The sequence below is a fragment of the Paenibacillus sp. FSL H3-0321 genome, assembly GCF_038002865.1.
In the GTDB taxonomy this organism is placed as follows: Bacteria; Bacillota; Bacilli; order Paenibacillales; family Paenibacillaceae; genus Paenibacillus_AQ.
Map to the genome: position 1 here is coordinate 5,483,176 of NZ_JBBODH010000001.1, position 16,391 is coordinate 5,499,566.

The 16,391-nt window shown below is 53.6% G+C and carries 15 protein-coding genes and 1 other annotated feature; of the genes, 11 read left to right on the top strand and 4 right to left on the bottom strand.

Annotated elements, in window-relative coordinates; translation table 11 throughout:
- Positions 1-241 precede the first annotated feature (241 nt).
- Both cls and MHI45_RS24495 read left to right on the top strand, forming a co-directional pair.
- A complete protein-coding gene (gene cls, locus MHI45_RS24490) occupies positions 242-1,672 on the top strand; it encodes a cardiolipin synthase (protein WP_076113493.1) in 1,431 nt (476 codons plus the stop codon).
- A 168-nt stretch (positions 1,673-1,840) separates the two neighbouring features.
- On the top strand, positions 1,841-2,749 hold the full coding sequence (locus MHI45_RS24495; protein ID WP_076113494.1) for a YitT family protein: 909 nt from the start codon (positions 1,841-1,843) through the stop codon (positions 2,747-2,749).
- 181 nt (positions 2,750-2,930) lie between these two features.
- Here MHI45_RS24495 and ligD read toward each other — a convergent pair whose 3' ends face one another.
- The 3 genes from ligD to ku all read right to left on the bottom strand — a co-directional run bounded on the left by ligD (position 2,931) and on the right by ku (position 5,840).
- Positions 2,931-3,815 carry a non-homologous end-joining DNA ligase gene (gene ligD, locus MHI45_RS24500; protein WP_076113495.1) on the bottom strand — a complete coding sequence of 295 codons (885 nt, stop codon included), beginning with the start codon at positions 3,813-3,815 and terminating at the stop codon, positions 2,931-2,933.
- Positions 3,816-3,887: 72 nt separating this feature from the next.
- Positions 3,888-4,835, bottom strand: a complete 948-nt coding sequence (locus MHI45_RS24505; RefSeq protein ID WP_076113496.1) for an ATP-dependent DNA ligase — start codon at positions 4,833-4,835, stop codon at positions 3,888-3,890.
- A gap of 36 nt (positions 4,836-4,871) precedes the next feature.
- Positions 4,872-5,840, bottom strand: coding sequence for a non-homologous end joining protein Ku (gene ku / locus MHI45_RS24510; RefSeq protein WP_076113497.1), 969 nt, complete (start codon positions 5,838-5,840; stop codon positions 4,872-4,874).
- Positions 5,841-5,992: 152 nt separating this feature from the next.
- Between ku and MHI45_RS24515 the strand changes: the two genes are divergently transcribed.
- The 7 genes from MHI45_RS24515 (at position 5,993) to MHI45_RS24545 (ending at position 12,441) form a co-directional block, all read left to right on the top strand.
- On the top strand, positions 5,993-6,181 hold the full coding sequence (locus MHI45_RS24515; RefSeq protein WP_076113498.1) for a hypothetical protein: 189 nt from the start codon (positions 5,993-5,995) through the stop codon (positions 6,179-6,181).
- Positions 6,182-6,331: 150 nt separating this feature from the next.
- A complete protein-coding gene (locus MHI45_RS24520) occupies positions 6,332-6,517 on the top strand; it encodes an H-type small acid-soluble spore protein (protein WP_076113499.1) in 186 nt (61 codons plus the stop codon).
- Between the two features lie 300 nt (positions 6,518-6,817).
- Positions 6,818-7,309 carry a tRNA (adenosine(37)-N6)-threonylcarbamoyltransferase complex ATPase subunit type 1 TsaE gene (gene tsaE / locus MHI45_RS24525; RefSeq protein ID WP_445322152.1) on the top strand — a complete coding sequence of 164 codons (492 nt, stop codon included), beginning with the start codon at positions 6,818-6,820 and terminating at the stop codon, positions 7,307-7,309.
- Entirely contained in the window at positions 7,306-8,139 is an 834-nt protein-coding gene (tsaB, locus tag MHI45_RS24530; protein ID WP_340894533.1) for a tRNA (adenosine(37)-N6)-threonylcarbamoyltransferase complex dimerization subunit type 1 TsaB, read from the top strand. The genes tsaE and tsaB overlap by 4 nt, the downstream gene beginning before the upstream one ends.
- Positions 8,136-8,660, top strand: a complete 525-nt coding sequence (rimI, locus tag MHI45_RS24535; RefSeq protein WP_038586681.1) for a ribosomal protein S18-alanine N-acetyltransferase — start codon at positions 8,136-8,138, stop codon at positions 8,658-8,660. Before tsaB ends, rimI begins: the two co-directional genes overlap by 4 nt.
- Positions 8,657-9,706: a tRNA (adenosine(37)-N6)-threonylcarbamoyltransferase complex transferase subunit TsaD gene (tsaD, locus tag MHI45_RS24540; RefSeq protein ID WP_340894532.1), complete on the top strand. Its 1,050-nt coding sequence runs from the start codon at positions 8,657-8,659 to the stop codon at positions 9,704-9,706. The genes rimI and tsaD overlap by 4 nt, the downstream gene beginning before the upstream one ends.
- Positions 9,707-10,154: 448 nt before the next feature.
- Positions 10,155-10,447, top strand: a binding site (T-box leader).
- 419 nt (positions 10,448-10,866) lie between these two features.
- The gene (locus MHI45_RS24545; RefSeq protein WP_341119574.1) at positions 10,867-12,441 is read left to right on the top strand and encodes a 2-isopropylmalate synthase; all 1,575 of its coding nucleotides are present in this window, start codon (positions 10,867-10,869) and stop codon (positions 12,439-12,441) included.
- Between the two features lie 477 nt (positions 12,442-12,918).
- Here the strand turns inward: MHI45_RS24545 and MHI45_RS24550 are convergent, their stop codons facing one another.
- A complete protein-coding gene (locus MHI45_RS24550; RefSeq protein ID WP_076113502.1) occupies positions 12,919-14,874 on the bottom strand; it encodes an ABC-F family ATP-binding cassette domain-containing protein in 1,956 nt (651 codons plus the stop codon).
- A gap of 278 nt (positions 14,875-15,152) precedes the next feature.
- On the opposite strand from MHI45_RS24550, the gene MHI45_RS24555 reads away from it, so the two are divergent.
- Positions 15,153-15,794 carry a 5-formyltetrahydrofolate cyclo-ligase gene (locus MHI45_RS24555; protein WP_340894529.1) on the top strand — a complete coding sequence of 214 codons (642 nt, stop codon included), beginning with the start codon at positions 15,153-15,155 and terminating at the stop codon, positions 15,792-15,794.
- Positions 15,785-16,258 carry a cyclic pyranopterin monophosphate synthase MoaC gene (gene moaC, locus MHI45_RS24560; protein WP_076113504.1) on the top strand — a complete coding sequence of 158 codons (474 nt, stop codon included), beginning with the start codon at positions 15,785-15,787 and terminating at the stop codon, positions 16,256-16,258. Before MHI45_RS24555 ends, moaC begins: the two co-directional genes overlap by 10 nt.
- Positions 16,259-16,391 lie beyond the last annotated feature (133 nt).

Here is a 16,391-nt window from a genome sequence, read left to right on the forward strand (position 1 = left end):
AAATGGGCTCATCCGAATTGTCCTACTACTCTATGTATTCCAGGCCTTTGGTGAACATGACAACGGTTTGGTTGAATAAAGAAGGAGAGTTACGGCAAAAGCTGTACTAGAATTGGCTTGGGTGCAGCTAATTCCCGGTTTTTCATGGAGGATATAGTGATGCGGGTGCCAAAGCCCGAAACCGGCTCGTACGAAGCTCAGGCAGGAGACAGCTATTATAGACTTTCAGGAGGTGTGCGCCTTGAGAATAATTGCAATTATTTTATGCCTTTTTATTCTGCAGATTGCCGTAATACTGCTGCTGGAGCACCGCCGTCCGCAAAGAGCGCTGGCCTGGCTGTTCATTACATTCTGCTCTCCGCCTGCCGGGCTGTTGTTCTATTATTTTTTGGGCCATGATTATTGGCAGAACCGCAGGATCGGCAAACGCTGCACGCCGCTGCTTCGTGAAATTCGCGCCCATGTTTCCGGCAAAATTCAGATTGTGAAAAATACGTCAGACACCGGCAACCCGGAATTTGAAGGCCGCGATGAACTGCTGCATCTGCTCTCCGGGCTCTCGGAAAGTCCAGTTACCGGACGCAATAAGTGCCGGATTCTTTCCAGCGGCCAAGAGGCCTATGAGGATATGCTGGAAGCGATGGAAACGGCGCGGGAGAATATCCATCTGGAGTTCTATATTTTTCGGGATGATGCGACGGGTGAGCGGTTTCAAGAAGTCATGATCCGCAAATGCCGCCAGGGGGTAAAAGTGCGTCTGCTATGCGACGGCCTCGGCAGTCATAAGCTGAGCCGCAGATTTATCCGCACCTTAAAAAATGCGGGCGTAGAGGTCCATTTCTTTCTGCCGCCGCTGACCTCACTCATGGACCGCCGCTTTAATTACCGCAATCACCGCAAAATTCTGGTTGTTGATGGTCTAATAGGGTATACGGGCGGGTTGAATGTCGGGGATGATTATTTGGGCAAGGATCCCAAGCTGGGCTACTGGCGGGATACCCACCTGCGGCTAGAAGGAGATGCAGTTTATAATCTGCAATACGTGTTCCTCAAGGATTGGAGATTGGCGGCAGGAGACGCCCTGAGCCATCCGCGCTTTTTTCCAAAGCACAGCTGTGAAGAACAGGAGTCTGTGCTGATTGTGGCAAGCGGTCCGGATGGAGCAATAGATGCCTCACTGGAGATGTATTTTGCCGCGTTATGTGCAGCCAGGCAGCGAATCTGGATTGCTTCACCGTATTTCATTCCCGATCCGACGATTTGCCGGGCACTTAAGAATGCTGTGCTCTGCGGTGTGGATGTGAGAATTATTATCCCTGCCACACCAGACAACAGGCTGGTTTATAATGCTTCTTTATCCTATCTGGAGAATCTGCAGGATGCCGGGGTGAAATTCTACCGCTACAAGAAGGGGTTTATGCATGCCAAAATCATGATCATAGACGATCTGCTGGCTACTGTGGGCAGTGCCAATCTGGACATGCGCAGCTTCTACTCCAACTTCGAGCTTACCGCCGTGCTGCTCCAGCCGGAGATCATTAATTCGCTTAAGTCAGCGTTCCAGAATGATCTCAAGCATAGCGAATTTATTGACCCTGCAAAATTCAGCAAGAGGGGACGAAATGTCAAGTTGATTCAAGGGCTCTGTCAGCTGCTTTCGCCGCTATTATGACGGAAAAAGGGTCAAAACCCTAACTTTTCGAAGGCGCGAACATGTTCCGTTCCTTATTTGAGCTTCTTTTATGATATAATATAGGTATAAGAAGAAATTTAAGAAAGTATAGCTTAACAATTATGCTTTCGATTATTCTTGTTTATACTTTTTTATAGGGGGAGTTCTATGACTGTGAGCCAAAATGTCTTTACGAATGAGGAACAGAAGAAGCCGCAGAAGTCGGGGGCTTTGAAGACCGCCAGACTGGCCCAGCGGATCATTATGATGGTGCTCGGGGCGGGTATGATGTCTGTTGCACTGGAGATTTTTCTTGTTCCCAATCAGTTGATTGATGGCGGAATTACGGGTATTTCTATTATGCTGTCCGATATTTTTGACATCCCGCTCGGGATTTTGCTGACGCTGCTTAACTTGCCGTTTCTGGTTATAGGTTATAAGCAGATTGGCAAAACCTTTGCCTTATCCACATTATTTTCCGTAGTAGTAATGTCCATCGGTACTCAGCTGCTCCATCCTGTAAATCCCATAACGGTGGAACCGCTGCTTGCCGCAGTGTTTGGGGGCGTCATTCTCGGCGTGGGTGTAGGACTCGTTGTACGTTACGGGGGATCACTGGATGGTACAGAGATTGTTGCCATTCTCGTGTCTAAGAAGCTGCCGTTTTCCGTAGGTGAGGTAGTTATGTTTTTCAACCTGTTTATTCTTTCAAGCGCAGGTTTCGTGTTCGGCTGGAATAATGCGATGTTTTCTCTAATTGCTTACTATATTGCGTTTAAGCTGATTGATATTACGCTTGAGGGGCTTGATCAATCCAAGTCGGTATGGATTATCAGCGATAAATTCCGTGATATCGGCGAAGCGCTGACCGAGCGTCTGGGACGCGGTGTTACCTATCTTGATGGGGAAGGCGGCTTCTCCGGTGAGAACAAGAAAGTGATTTTTGTGGTAATCACCCGTTTGGAAGAAGCCAAACTGAAGTCGATTGTTGAGGATTGGGATTCCGATGCCTTTATCGCAATTGGCAATATCCATGATGTTAAAGGCGGCCGCTTTAAGAAAAAATCAATCCACTAGCGATTCTCACAACCTGAACGCTATCCGAAGGAAGGTATATTTACGAAAGTCAGAGTAATCAATAGGGCGGTTGCGTTTGGCAGCGCCGTATTCTCATATATAATACCTTCCGTCCAAAAGCTGGACGCCTGATAAGCCCGCAGCCTGAAAAGGCAGTTGCGGGCTTATTGCTGCTTCAGAATTAAGGGAGCCGGGAGATAATGTTCTCTACCGGCTGAGGCGGTACACCAACAATTAAATCGCCCATGCGGTTGAGGCGTTCCTCAATATTCAGCAGATGAAAATCTGCAGGGGAGACATTGCGCTGTACCTCTTCCCATAAGAGGGGGGTAGAAACGGTGGCCAGCGGTCTGGCACGCGGTGTATAAGGAGCGGCAAGGGTTTTGCCTCCGTAGTGCTGAAGATAATCAAAATAAATTTTGTCTCCGCGGTGTTTCTTCAGCCGCTCCAGGGTGAACAGATCGGGGCGTTTCTCGGTGACATAACGTCCCACAAAATGCCCGATCTTGCGCAAGTCATCAAAAGTAACACCAGGCCGAATAGGAATGATGATCTGCACACCTGTGGCCCCTGAAGTCTTCGGAATGGAAGCCAGTCCCAGTGATTTCAGCACTTCACCGACAGTAGCGGCCGCTTCCATGATCCGCGGCTCCACCTCAAGGGAGGGATCAAGATCAATCATCCATTCACAGGGAAGCCCGCTTCCCGCATAATGCAGGGAAGGATGAAACTCCAGTGCAGCCAGATTGCCCAGCCAGAGCAGCTCTGGCAAGCCCTGAAGCACGATATAGTTAATTTTGTCCTGTACCGCCGTTCGGACAAAGTCCGGCAGGGGGTCCGGGGCGTTTTTTTGATAAAAGGACATGCCGGAAATGCCGTGGGGGTAGCGAATTACCGTCAGCAGCCGGTCCCGGCAATAGCGCAGCAAATAAGGGGAGAGTGCGGCCAGCTTTTCCAGATAGATCCGTTTGGTAATCCCTGCCTCGGGCCATAATGGTTTATCGGGGTTCGTTATCGTAATTTCTTGTCCGGCTACAGTAATGGAGCCTTTGATCGTTGCCGGCATGCCGGATTCCTCCCTTCCTTCCTCGTACATAGCTACAGTGCACAATTTTTGCGCTTGATTCCTTGTTTCTAATTACCCCTTCTGCTCTATCCGGCAAGACTGCGGCGGCAGATCTACTTGTGCCTGGATGACCGGTTGGCGAAAGGTACCGGAGCTGTTCCATTCCAGAAAATGAAGCTTGAAGACCAGCTCGGGCTTGATCCATACCGCATCCTTACTGCGCTGGGGCAGTGCTGCAAAAGGCATCTTCGGGACGGTGAGGCGGTGGGCTGCCGCAGTCACGTTCCGCCAATTCGCCGCCGTCATTCTGCCCGCTCCGGCATGACCGATGTAATGCAGCTTACCTTTGTCATCGTACAGGCCGAAGAGCAGTGCATTTACAATCCCGTCACGAAAGGTTACCCCGCCGGCGACGGCAGTTACATCGGAGATGATTTTCCGCTTCTGCCAGCGTTTGTCTTTCCCTCCCGGCGCGTAAGTACTGTTCACGTCCTTGCATACGATGCCTTCCAGACTGCCGCTCTGGGCTGCGGAGAACAGCTCCGCCGGATTGGCATAGCTCGGCACATTCTGGACGTGGGGATGGGGCAGCAGCATTTCATTTAAGTACTGCTGCCTCCTGGATAAGGGCTGATCGAGCAGCCATAGTCCGTTGCAATACAGGATGTCAAACACCATATATAGAACCGGAACCTGCGGTCTAACCGCCCGGATGGCTGCTTCATTCTTCAGGCTATCGCGGCGCATGACCTCATGGAAGGAGGGTTTGCCGCCACTGAGCGCAATGACTTCTCCGTCCAGGATAAAAGAGCCGGCCCGGCAATAGCTGCGGGGCTCGGCCAGCTCGGGATATTGCGGCGTGCGGCGGTTGCCCCGGCGGTTAATGAGCTCTGCATGGCTGCCATCGTAATAAGAAAGCATGCGTACACCGTCCCATTTGATTTGTGCGATCCACTCGCCGCCGGACGGAAGCTGCGCGGCCAGTACAGGCTCAAATGGAATGACTGGCTGCAGCTTCATAGCAACCCCTCCTAAAGGAAATATAAGCGAATAAGCTTAGGAAACCGTGTCTTTGCTCTTGGCGCTGCGGCGTTTCGGCTTAGGTGAAATGACCGGAATCGGTCCGGTTGCTTCGTTAAGCACAGCGGCTGCAGGAGCGGCGGCTGTTGTTTTGGCCTTGGCGTTTTTTTTCCTGGCAGCGGCTGTTTGCGGTTTGGCCGCAGAACCGGACGGGGAGGGCCCGGGGTCGGTCGGGATATGCTGAACCGCTTCGATGCTGGCCTGCAGCGCGGCCATCAGGTCGATTACATTGCTCTCCTGCCGCGCCGGAGCAATATGGAATTCTTCACCGGCAATTTTATGGGAGATCAGATCCAGCATCCGCTGGCGGTAGTCATCGGTGTATTTTGCCGGCTCGAAGGGTGTAGACAGCTGGGATATGAGTAGTTTGGCCATATCCAGCTCCTTATCATTGACCATACCGGCTTCCGGCAGGCCTGGAACCTGGGAGACGGGCCGCACCTCGTCGGGATAATAGATGGTTTCAATCGCCAGGCAGTCTGACAAGACGCGGATGGCGGCGAGACTGCTTTTGGAGCGGATGGAAATTTTGGCAATGCCGATCTTTCCGGTCTGGCGCATAGCTTCCATCAGCAGCCGGTAGGCGTTCATCCCGGCCTGATCGGGAGAAAGATAATAGGTCTTTTGAAAATAAATCGGGTCGATCTCCGTTAAATCCACAAAGTCCAAAATGGTGATGCTTTTGCTGCTCTCCTCGGTAAGCTGATCCAGCTCCTCTTTGTCGAAGAGGACAAATTTCCCCTTCTCATACTCATAGCCTTTGCCGATTTCTTCCCAGGCTACTTCCTTGTCACACACGGGACATTTGCGCACGTATGACAGCGGACTGCCGCATTCCTTGTGGATATAACGCAGGGAAATGTCCTTATCCTCCGTGGCGGAGAACATTTTGACCGGAACATGTACAAGCCCGAAGCTGATGGCTCCTTTCCAAACGGTATGCATGGATATCGCCTCCTGATAATAAGTGCTTTGGCTTAGTATGGGGCGGCGGGGCTTTTTCTAGCCGGATGCATTTTTTGCGAAGCATGGGAAAAAATAAAGTCAGCAAACCTTGAAGGATGAAAAAAGAATCAGGAACGCAGCGGAGGTATTATATGGGGCGTGGACCGAATGAATGGATCGACAGCTTATCGGAGCAGGACATTCCGGCAGAGGTCGTGGATTGGGAGAACATTATTGCGGTAAGGGAGGACAATGGGTTAAGTGATGAGTCAGAGCACCTCGATGCGGTAGCAACGATTGGTGAGCCGCCTGCTGCCGAGGAGGAGACAGAGGAACATTGACCTTAGTGTGATGTTGTGAAGGAATGGAATCAAGCTAGGGCGTGAAAAAACGTATATTTACAAAAATAAAGCGCAAGCTTCCCGAAGCTAGTTTTGTACGAAGGTAAATCAATGGAGCATATGCTCACAAAACTTTAAGGAGCCAAAAAAATGGATGTACAGCGGGCGAAGGCTATTTATGCCTCCAAAGAAATGATCTCCGTGCATTTGGATGGAGAGCCGGTATGGATTGAGCATGTTGATGCGGATAATGGCATGGCTACGGTACAGGTCGGCTCTCGGCCGACCAATACGCATACCGTTGGTGTGGAACGGCTGGAGGAGCAGGGAAGTTAGAATTAATGGCAGGCAATGAACCCAACCGGTTGAAGGGTATCCCCTATTCAATCGGTTTTTTGTATTTGGCAAATTGTCGATGCATGATTATGAAACCGTTAGAATAAGTGGACTCGCATAACCTGCTCTTCCTGCGCCCGGGAACGGATAACTGCACTTGCAGCATAAGAAAGACCGGCAACGGGGGCTTTGCTGCCGAGGGAAAGGAGTAGAGCAGGTTGTTGCGGTAGCAGTACCATACCGATATAATTAAGAGTATTGTTACCGGTAAGGTATATTCTAAAAGGTGGTAGTTGCAGCTTGGACAATATTGTTGAAACGGTGTTTACTTACCGTTCTTACAGCTTGCAGGATACGGAGCTGCTCGCTGCCGCTGTCGCTGCTGCTTCAACGGCGGGGATGGTTATCGGCCTGGACGGCGATTTGGGTGCGGGCAAAACGGCATTCTCGCAGAGGTATGCCCGCCATTTGGGCGTACAAGGGATTGTAAACAGTCCTACTTTTACAATTATTAAAGAATATGAAGGCAGATTGCCGCTGTATCATATGGATGTATACCGGATTTCGCTTCAGGAAGCGGACGAGCTGGGGCTGGATGAATATTTTTACGGACAGGGCGTTTGCCTGGTGGAATGGAGCAGCATTATACAAGAGTTGATGCCGCCGCGGCATCTGCATATATACATGGAAACAGCCGGGCCGGACGAACGACTGATCACGGTTACCGGAATCGGAGAGCCTTACGGCGAGGTCTGCCGGGCTCTGATCCAGAAGTGGGGTAAAGAAAGATGACGAATGAAAATAAAGAGCCGCGCAAGCGGTTTTTGTCGCTGGATACATCAACGGCTGTCCTGGGTGTAGCCATCACCGGAGACGGCAGGCTTTTGCATGAAATTAATGCATCCGGGGAGCGGAACCATTCGGTCCATCTGCTGCCGATTATTCAGGAGGCGCTGCAGGCTTCGGGAACTACCCCCGACATGCTGGGAGGAGTCTCCGTCGGAGTCGGACCCGGTTCCTATACGGGAACGCGCATTGCGGTTACAGCAGCGAAGACGCTGGCCTGGGCCTGGAAGGTTCCGGTAGCGGGCGTGTCGAGCCTGCATGCACTGGCCTGGGGCGGCCTTGGCGCCGCTCTTGCGCAGCAGCGCCCGGAAGCCGGAGGACAGGTGCCGGAGAAGGCCGGGAACGGCCCGGACTGGATTATTCCGCTGCTCGACGCGCGCCGGGGCCAAGCATATACGGCGTTGTTTGCCGCCAATGGCGATGAGTCCCCGAAGCGGCTTGAGCCCGATGCGATCCGCCTTATGGCAGACTGGGTGCTGCAGCTGGAAGAACGGCTTAAGCAGGCAGCGGCAGAGGGCGTAAAGCCGCGTATCCTGTGGTTTGTCGGGGAGACCGAGCTGCACGGCAGCGAGGAGAGCCTTCGTACATTGATGGAAGAAGGTTGTGTGCGGGCCGTACCTTATGAGCTGGAGGGCCGCTGGACAGGCTTCCTTGGTGAGGAACGGCTGCTGGCGGGAAGTGACGATATTCACGGGTTAATCCCGAACTATACCCAGCTTTCCGAAGCGGAAGCGAATCTGCGCCGGAGCAGTGAAGGGAGCCTGAACAAAAGATGACGGAATCGGAGCCAATTAGAGACCAGGGTAGCGAGCTTATTTTCCGCCTGATGAAGCTGGAGGATATTCCCGAAATTCTTGTAATTGAGCGGGAAGCCTTCACTATGCCATGGACCGAGGAAGCGTTCCGCAACGAGCTGACGCATAATCATTTCGCTAAATATATGGTTATGGAGCTGGAGAGCCATATTATCGGGTACGCCGGAATGTGGGCAATTGTGGACGAAGCCCATGTGACGAACATCGCCCTGCTCGAGGCCTACCGGGGACGCAAATGGGGGGACAGGCTGCTGGATGAACTGATGAAGACAGCCGCTTATTTAGGCATGAAGTCGATTACGCTGGAGGTGCGGGTCTCCAACGAGGTAGCCCAGAATTTATATCGAAAAAAAGGCTTCCGGCCCGCGGGTACCCGCAAGGGCTACTATTCCGACAACCGTGAGGATGCGCTTATTATGTGGGCGGATCTGCCGGAGTACGAGGAGCATGGAATGATGGAAGGAAGCGTGGATCTGAAATGAAGACAGAAACGGGCGGAGCTCAGCCTGTACTTATATTAGCTATTGAAACCAGCTGTGACGAGACATCGGTCGCGATTATCAAGGACGGCAGCGAGGTGCTGTCGAATATCATTTCAAGCCAGATTGAGACACACCGCGCGTTCGGCGGTGTAGTTCCTGAGGTGGCTTCACGCAAGCATGTCGAGGTTATAACGCTGGTCATCGAAGAAGCGCTGGCTGCGGCGGGTGTTGAGCCGCAACAGCTGACCGCAGTTGCCGTAACGCAGGGTCCTGGGCTGGTAGGCGCGCTGCTGGTTGGCGTAGTTGCGGCCAAGAGCCTTGCGCTGGCCTGGGGCAAGCCGCTGATCGGCACGCATCATATTGCCGGGCATATTTATGCCAACCGGCTGGTCAAGGAATTGCAGTATCCCTGCATGACTCTTGTAGTGTCCGGGGGACACACTGAACTCGTGAATATGGAACGGGAAGGGGAATTCCGGATCATTGGACGCACCCGTGACGATGCAGTAGGCGAGGCTTATGACAAAGTGGCGCGGGCGCTTGGTTTTCCTTATCCCGGCGGCCCCCATGTAGACCGGCTGGCCCGGGAGGCGGAGGAAGCTGTGCCGCTGCCGCGGGTCTGGCTAGAGCCGGATTCCTATGATTTCAGCTTCAGCGGTCTGAAGTCGGCTGTGCTGAATGTAGTCAATCAGAGCAAGATGAAGGGGCTCACGCCGGATGTTGCCGGCATCGCCCGCGGTTTCCAGGAGTCGGTTGTCGAGGTGCTTGTAGAGAAAGCCGTGCGTGCCGTAAAAGCCTGCGAGGCCAAACAACTGCTGCTGTGCGGCGGGGTTGCTGCGAACAAAGGCTTGCGTGAAGCGCTGATTGCCCGTTGTGACAGGGAAAAGATCGAACTGATCATCCCGCCGCCGGTGTACTGCACCGACAATGCGGCGATGATCGGCGCGGCGGCCTATGTCAAATGGGTACATGACGGAGACACACCGCTGGACATGGTGGCCGATCCCGGCTTGTCGCTGGAGAAGTGGTCGGTAGCCGCCTATTGACAGCATCTGGAGCCGCGGGTATAATCAAAGGCAATTAAACGAAACAAAACGCGATGAATGGAAGCAGTAAGGAAACTCCGGGATAAGAGAGCTGCGGGCAGGTGCGACGCAGTCGAAGGAGCCCTGAACTCGTCCGGGAGCGGAGCGGTGGAAGCAGGGGCCTCCTGTTCACAGGAGTGTTGAACGGCGTGCAGGATTGCCGTACCTTTCGTACACCGTTACGGGTTACCTCCGTGAGAGGGTGGTCGGGTAAGACAGGCGGAATTATTATGAGGCCGGATGATCTTGCTTGGCTGTAAAGTGGATATCTTAGGATGGCAGAGGTTTGGCTGATCCGTGATATCAACAAGAGTGGTACCGCGAAGGTTAACAGCCTGTCGTCTCTTGAATGAGATGGCAGGCTTTTTTGTATGGATTTTCAGGGTTCCAGAGGTCAAAATCAATATGAATACACGCAATGAACGGGAGCAGTAGATGACGAAGGTGAACAGAGAGCTGCGGGGTGGTGCGACGCAGTCACCGGAAAACATTGAATCTCGCCCGGGAGCGGAGCGGCGGAAAGGCATGAGGTACGCCGCAACGGTTGTCCCCGTTAACGGACCTTCATGTATCGTGGTCGGTTCCTTATGAAACCGGTACGGGATACATGGGGAAGAGCTGGACGCAGCTGGGCTTGGCATTACCAGGAGCCTATGCGTCAAAAAGAGTGGTACCGCGGAGGGGTGACCCGCCGTCTCTTTATTGAGACGGCGGGTTTTTGCGTTGTTCAGGAGGTGAACGGGGGACCGGACACCTCCGGTAACGGCGTTTGAGAGTGACGGCTTTCCGCATGCTGCGGGAGGTCCACTCTCTACTTGCTGCCGGCAGCAGTGGGCGGGAAATGAGCAGGGCCGCAAGTCGACGTGCGGTTCTGCGCAAGAAGTGCCAGGGAAGAACACGTAAGACCAGACTGGAAGACAAAGTGTGAGACAGACAGGATGACAATGTGTTAGACAGACTGAAATACAAACTGTAATACAAACTGTAATACAAGCGGAAATACAAAAATGTAATCCAAAATGTAATACAAAAGCTCAGACCACTACGCTGACCAACTCAGCAAAATGCATACTCACACTAAGGGAATGCGTTCAATCAACCCACTTTCAGGAGGTTATTCCATGATTATTCCGGTGAAGAAACGTATACAGATTTTTGACACGACACTGCGAGACGGTGAGCAGGCCCCCGGTGCGAGCCTGACTCCCGAGCAAAAGATAATATTGGCCTACAAGCTCGCCGAACTGGGTGTCGATGTGCTGGAGCCGGGTTTTCCGGTCTCGAGTCCGGGTGATTTTGCAGCGGTGGAGACGATTTCCCGCAAGGTGGAGGGCGTAGAGATTTGCGGCTTCGCCCGCGCGGTCAAAGGTGACATCGATGCCGCAGTCCGGGCAACCCGGGACGCGCAGCGCCGGCGGATTCACCTGTTCATCTCCTCTTCCGACATTCACCTGCGCCATCAGCTGCGCAAGAGCAGACCCGAGGTGGTTGCTGCCGCCCGCGAAATGACAGCCTATGCCCGCCAGTTCTGCGATGTCGTGGAATTTACCGCCATGGATGCCGCACGGACAGGGATCGACGATCTGATCGAGATGGTGGAAGCGGTCATTGAAGAAGGTGCGACTATTATTAATCTGCCGGATACAGTCGGCTATGCGCTGCCGCAGGAATACGGAGAGATGTTCCGCCGGGTGCGGCTGGGTGCCAGAGGCGGCGGGAACGTGAGCTACAGTGCCCATTGCCACAACGATTTGGGCCTTGCTGTAGCGAACAGCCTGGCAGCGATCGAGGGCGGCGCGACCCAAATCGAGGTCACGGTCAACGGCGTTGGTGAACGTACTGGCAACTGTGCATTGGAGGAATTGGTTATGGCTCTGGAAACCCGCGGGGACGTCCTTGGCGCAGAGACGGGAATCGTCCTCGATAAGCTGTACGATACTTCCCGGATCATCAGCGGGGCGATGCATTTTCCGATTGCCTACAATAAGCCGGTTGTCGGCAGAAACGCCTTCCAGCATGAATCGGGGATTCATCAGGACGGCCTGCTGAAGGACCGCAGCACCTATGAGATCATGGACCCTGAACGGCTGGGCATTCCGCGCAGCATGATCATTCTGGGTAAGCACTCCGGCAGACATGCGCTGAAGGACCGGGCAGCGAAGTACGGCATTGCCTTGGATTCGGCAGAGCTTGATGCGCTCTACGAATCCTTCAAGGAGACCGCTGACCGTCAAAAGGCCGTCAGCGACGACGAACTGCTGCGGATGGTCAGCAGCACAACAGGGCAGCAGGCGCAGGTCTACGGGCTGGGCGAGGTTCAGGTGCTGGCCGGCAGTGCGCCGCGCCGTGTAGCTGCTGTTACGGTGCATCACCTGAAAAGCGGCAAGGAGACCTCGCATACCAGCACCGGCAACGGTCCGCTGGAGGCAGTCATTGCAGCGATCGCGCAAGGCATCACTGAACAGATCCGCTTTGACGGTCTGGAGCTGCATTCGCTCGGCAGCGGTGAGAACGCCCAGGCTGAGGCTGCCGTTATGGTGGAATGGGCAGGTTGCAAATTCCGGGGGACAGCGATCCATCAGGATATTGTAATGGCGGCGGGGATTGCCTACATTGCCGCCTGCAATTCCGCGCTGCTGTCTGCCGGGGAAGAGGCTGATCCGGTGGCCGCGGAATTTCAGGCCGCGGAATCCTAAAGGAGCGCGAAGAATCCTCCTCAGGCCGTTGAGTTTCCTGCCTGAGAAGTACATGGAAAGGCCCTCATCCTGTGCACGGCAGGGTGAGGGCTTTTACCGCTGGAGCACCTCTAATTTTTTTAGCGAAAAAAGTGGAAAATTAGCGAATGCATCTTTTGTCAAGATGTGGACAACGTTATCCACATATTCTGTCCGAGTTGTGTAAAAACCGTGTAAAATCAGCAATAACGCCCTTTTTTTGAAGCCCCAAAATGCTGATTTCTCCAGAGGGCATTTCTTGTGGAAATTGTGGATAATGTGGATAATTCGGTGGATAAAAAGTCCTTGACAACGAAAATAGCGATTTTACGCCTAAAAAAAGGCCCCAAGGGCCTTTTTGAAGCGTGAGTTATACACGAAATCTGTGGATGAGCTTGTGGATAAGTATTCTTGAACAAATCAGAAACACTTAAAAAATATTTATTTAACACATTTACATTATTCGTCAGCAAGGTTTTCCCATTCGCTAAATAATTCTGTAAGATTTGCTTTCTTGCTCTTCAGGTCGCTTTCATGTTCTTGAAGCGCCATATAGTCCTGATAAACTTCAGGTTTGGTCATTTCATTTTCGACACGGGCGATGTCTTCCTCAAGCCGGGCAATGTTCTCTTCCAGCTCGGAAATCCGCCGCTGGCGGTTGCGTTCCTCGCGTTTGGCCTGTTTGTCGGCTTCATAGGAAGAAGCGGTGCCTTTTTCTGCTGCTGAAGCTTCGATGTCAGCATTCCGGGACGCTTTGGCAGAGGCAAGTTCGGCTTCCTCCAGTGCGATGTCTTCAAGCTCCTTCTTCTTCTCGACATAGTCGTCATAATTTCCGAGATATTGGTCGATGCCGCCGGGGTGAAGCTCCAGAACGCGCTCGGCCATTTTATTAAGAAAATAACGGTCATGGGAGATAAAAAGCAGCGTCCCCTCGAAATCGATTAGCGCCGATTCCAGCACTTCACGGCTCACCAGATCCAAATGGTTGGTCGGCTCATCGAGAATGAGCATGTTCGCACCGCGCAGCATGAGCTTCGAGAGTGCTACCCGTGCTTTCTCGCCGCCGCTGAGGGCAGCGACTTTCTTCAGGACATCCTCGCCGCTGAACAGGAAGTTGCCGAGGATAGTGCGGATTCGCGCTTCTTCCAGCATCGGGTACTCGCTCCATAACTCTTCCAGCACCGTATTGCGCGGATTCAGCCGGGTCTGTTCCTGATCGTAGTACGCGATTTTCACTTTTGTTCCCCAGTTGACCGTTCCGGCCGAAGGTTCGCGCGTGCCAGTCAGGCACTGCAGCAGCGTGGATTTACCGATCCCGTTCGGGCCAATCAGCGCCGCAGTTTCGCCGCGCCGCAGCTCGAAGGAAGCGTGCTGAAACAGCGGTGCCGATTTTTCGCTGAAGGCCACAGCGACGTCACGGAGCTGCAGCACCTCTTTGCCCGACATGAAATCAGGCTCGAAGGAGAAGCTGGCCTTCTTGAGATCCCCCAGCGGCTTGTCGAGGCGGTCCATTTTGTCGAGTGCTTTGCGGCGGCTCTGCGCACGCTTGGTGGTGGAGGCGCGCACGATATTACGCTGCACGAAATCCTCCATCCGCGAGATTTCATCCTGCTGTTTCTCATATTGCTTCATGCGGATTTCATACTCTGCAGCTTTCAGCTCCATGTAGCGGCTGTAGTTCCCGGTGTATCTCCGGGACTGATGCCGTTCAATTTCAACGATGGTCGTGACCAGCCGGTCGAGGAAATACCGGTCATGGGAGACGACCAGGATGCCGCCGGCATAGCCGCGCAGGTAATCTTCCAGCCAGGTGAGCGTCTCGATATCCAGATGGTTGGTCGGCTCATCCAGCATGAGCAGATCCGGAGCCTGAAGCAGGATACGGGCCAGTGCCAGCCGCGTCTTCTGCCCGCCGCTTAGCGTCGCGATAGGTGTCTCCGGTGCAAATTCACCGAAGCCCATACCATGAAGCACGCTGCGAATCCGCGTATTCATCTCATATCCGCCGTGGTCCTTGAACCAATCCGAACGTTTGGCATACCGTTCCAGCAGGTCCTCATAGCGCTTCGGATCCTCCGCGAGCCGGGGATCGGCGATACTGGCTTCCAGCTGCCGCAGCTCGGCTTCCGCTTCAATCAGCGGAGCAAAGACAGCCAGCATTTCCTCCTGAATGGTCTTGTCCGACTGGAGGCCGCTGTTCTGGGCCAGGTAGCCGATTGTGGTTTCCTTGGATTTATGAATTTGCCCGCTGTCAAAAGACATCTCGCCTGCGAGAATCTGCAGAAAGGTGGATTTGCCGGCGCCGTTGACGCCGACGAGCCCCACTCTTTCCTTCTCGTTTACTTGCAGACTGATGCCGTCCAGCACGCTTTGTATACCATATGATTTCGTAATTCCTGTCGCTTGAAGAAGCATACCGATGAAACCTCCGCCCTTGCTTATTTCGCCTCGGCTTTGAACGCTTCGGCCATATTACTTACTTATTCTATAGTTTACATGAAAAGCGTTTGCGGCGCGAGAGGTAGACCCCAGCGTCCGAAGGGGAAATCCGGGTACTGGAGCGAAAAATAGTTGGGTGATGATTCGTATAACAACGTGATTCAAGCTACCTTGGCGAACCGGGGAGAAGAGTGGTAAACTGAGTTTACAAACTATGATAAGCTAGGTATATGAACAAGAGGAGGCGGCTGCTTATGACGGGCCAAAAGCTCCCGCTAGCTGAGTGGAAGCGGGAGCTTCGCGCGGAGAAAGCCGCCCTCCGTGACAGTCTGTCCTTGGATCAGAGGACGTTCTGGTCTTCTCTGGCCTGCAGTCATGCATCAGAATGGCTCCGGCAGGAAGGAGCATCTTCATTCATGGCCTATGTTTCGTTCCGCTCGGAGCTGGATACCCGTCCGCTTATCACCGCGGCTTGGGCGCAAGCACGTAAGGTAGTGCTACCCCGGGTAATTCAGGCCAGCGGAAGGATGAGCCTGCATGCGGTAGCTTCCTGGGAGGATTTGGCGCCGGGAGCTTACGGGATCCAAGAGCCGATTACCGGCGCTATAGAGCTCCCGTGCCCTGAGGGAGTGCCGGATGTTGTATTCGTGCCGGGGCTGGCCTTCGACCCCCGGGGCGGACGGCTCGGTTACGGGCGCGGCTACTATGACCGCTTGCGGGCAGCTTGGGAAGCGGAGCTTACGGAATCCGCCAGACCGCCGGTATGGGCCGGACTGGCGTACGGACAGCAGCTGGTGCAGGAAGTGCCGATGGATGACCATGATGCCTATATGGACATGCTGATTACGGAAGACGGCATTATTCATTGCCGGAAGGAGAGGGAGCTGTGGAGTTAACCCATTTCAATGAGCAGGGCAGAGCGCGCATGGTGGATGTCAGCGACAAGGAAATTAGCAAGCGGACAGCTGTCGCGCGGAGCAAGGTGCAGATGGACCCGAACACGCTTGCGGCCATTAAAGCGGGCAAGATCGGCAAAGGCGATGTTATGGCTGTTGCCCAGGTTGCCGGAATTATGGCCGCGAAGAACACCTCCAGCTGGATTCCAATGTGCCACCCGCTGCCGCTTACCGGTGTTGATATCAGCTTCTCGGATAACAGCGAAGATGAACTCTATATAGAAGCAACCGTCAAGACGACCGGAAAGACCGGAGTGGAGATGGAGGCGCTGACTGCGGTTTCTGCGGCGGCGCTGACTGTATATGACATGTGCAAGGCGCTGCAAAAGGACATGATTATCGGTCCGACGATGCTGGTATCCAAGAGCGGCGGGAAAAACGGAGATTACGCGCTGGAAGCATAGGAGTGGCAATAGGCTTAGCGCAACAACAGATACCTGAGTGTCATTCAGAGTATTACCCGCGGACGTATTTATTTGCTAAAAAGGGCGGCGCAGCCGTTCTTCTTGGCGGAAAGTGCGAGGAGGCAGCGCAATG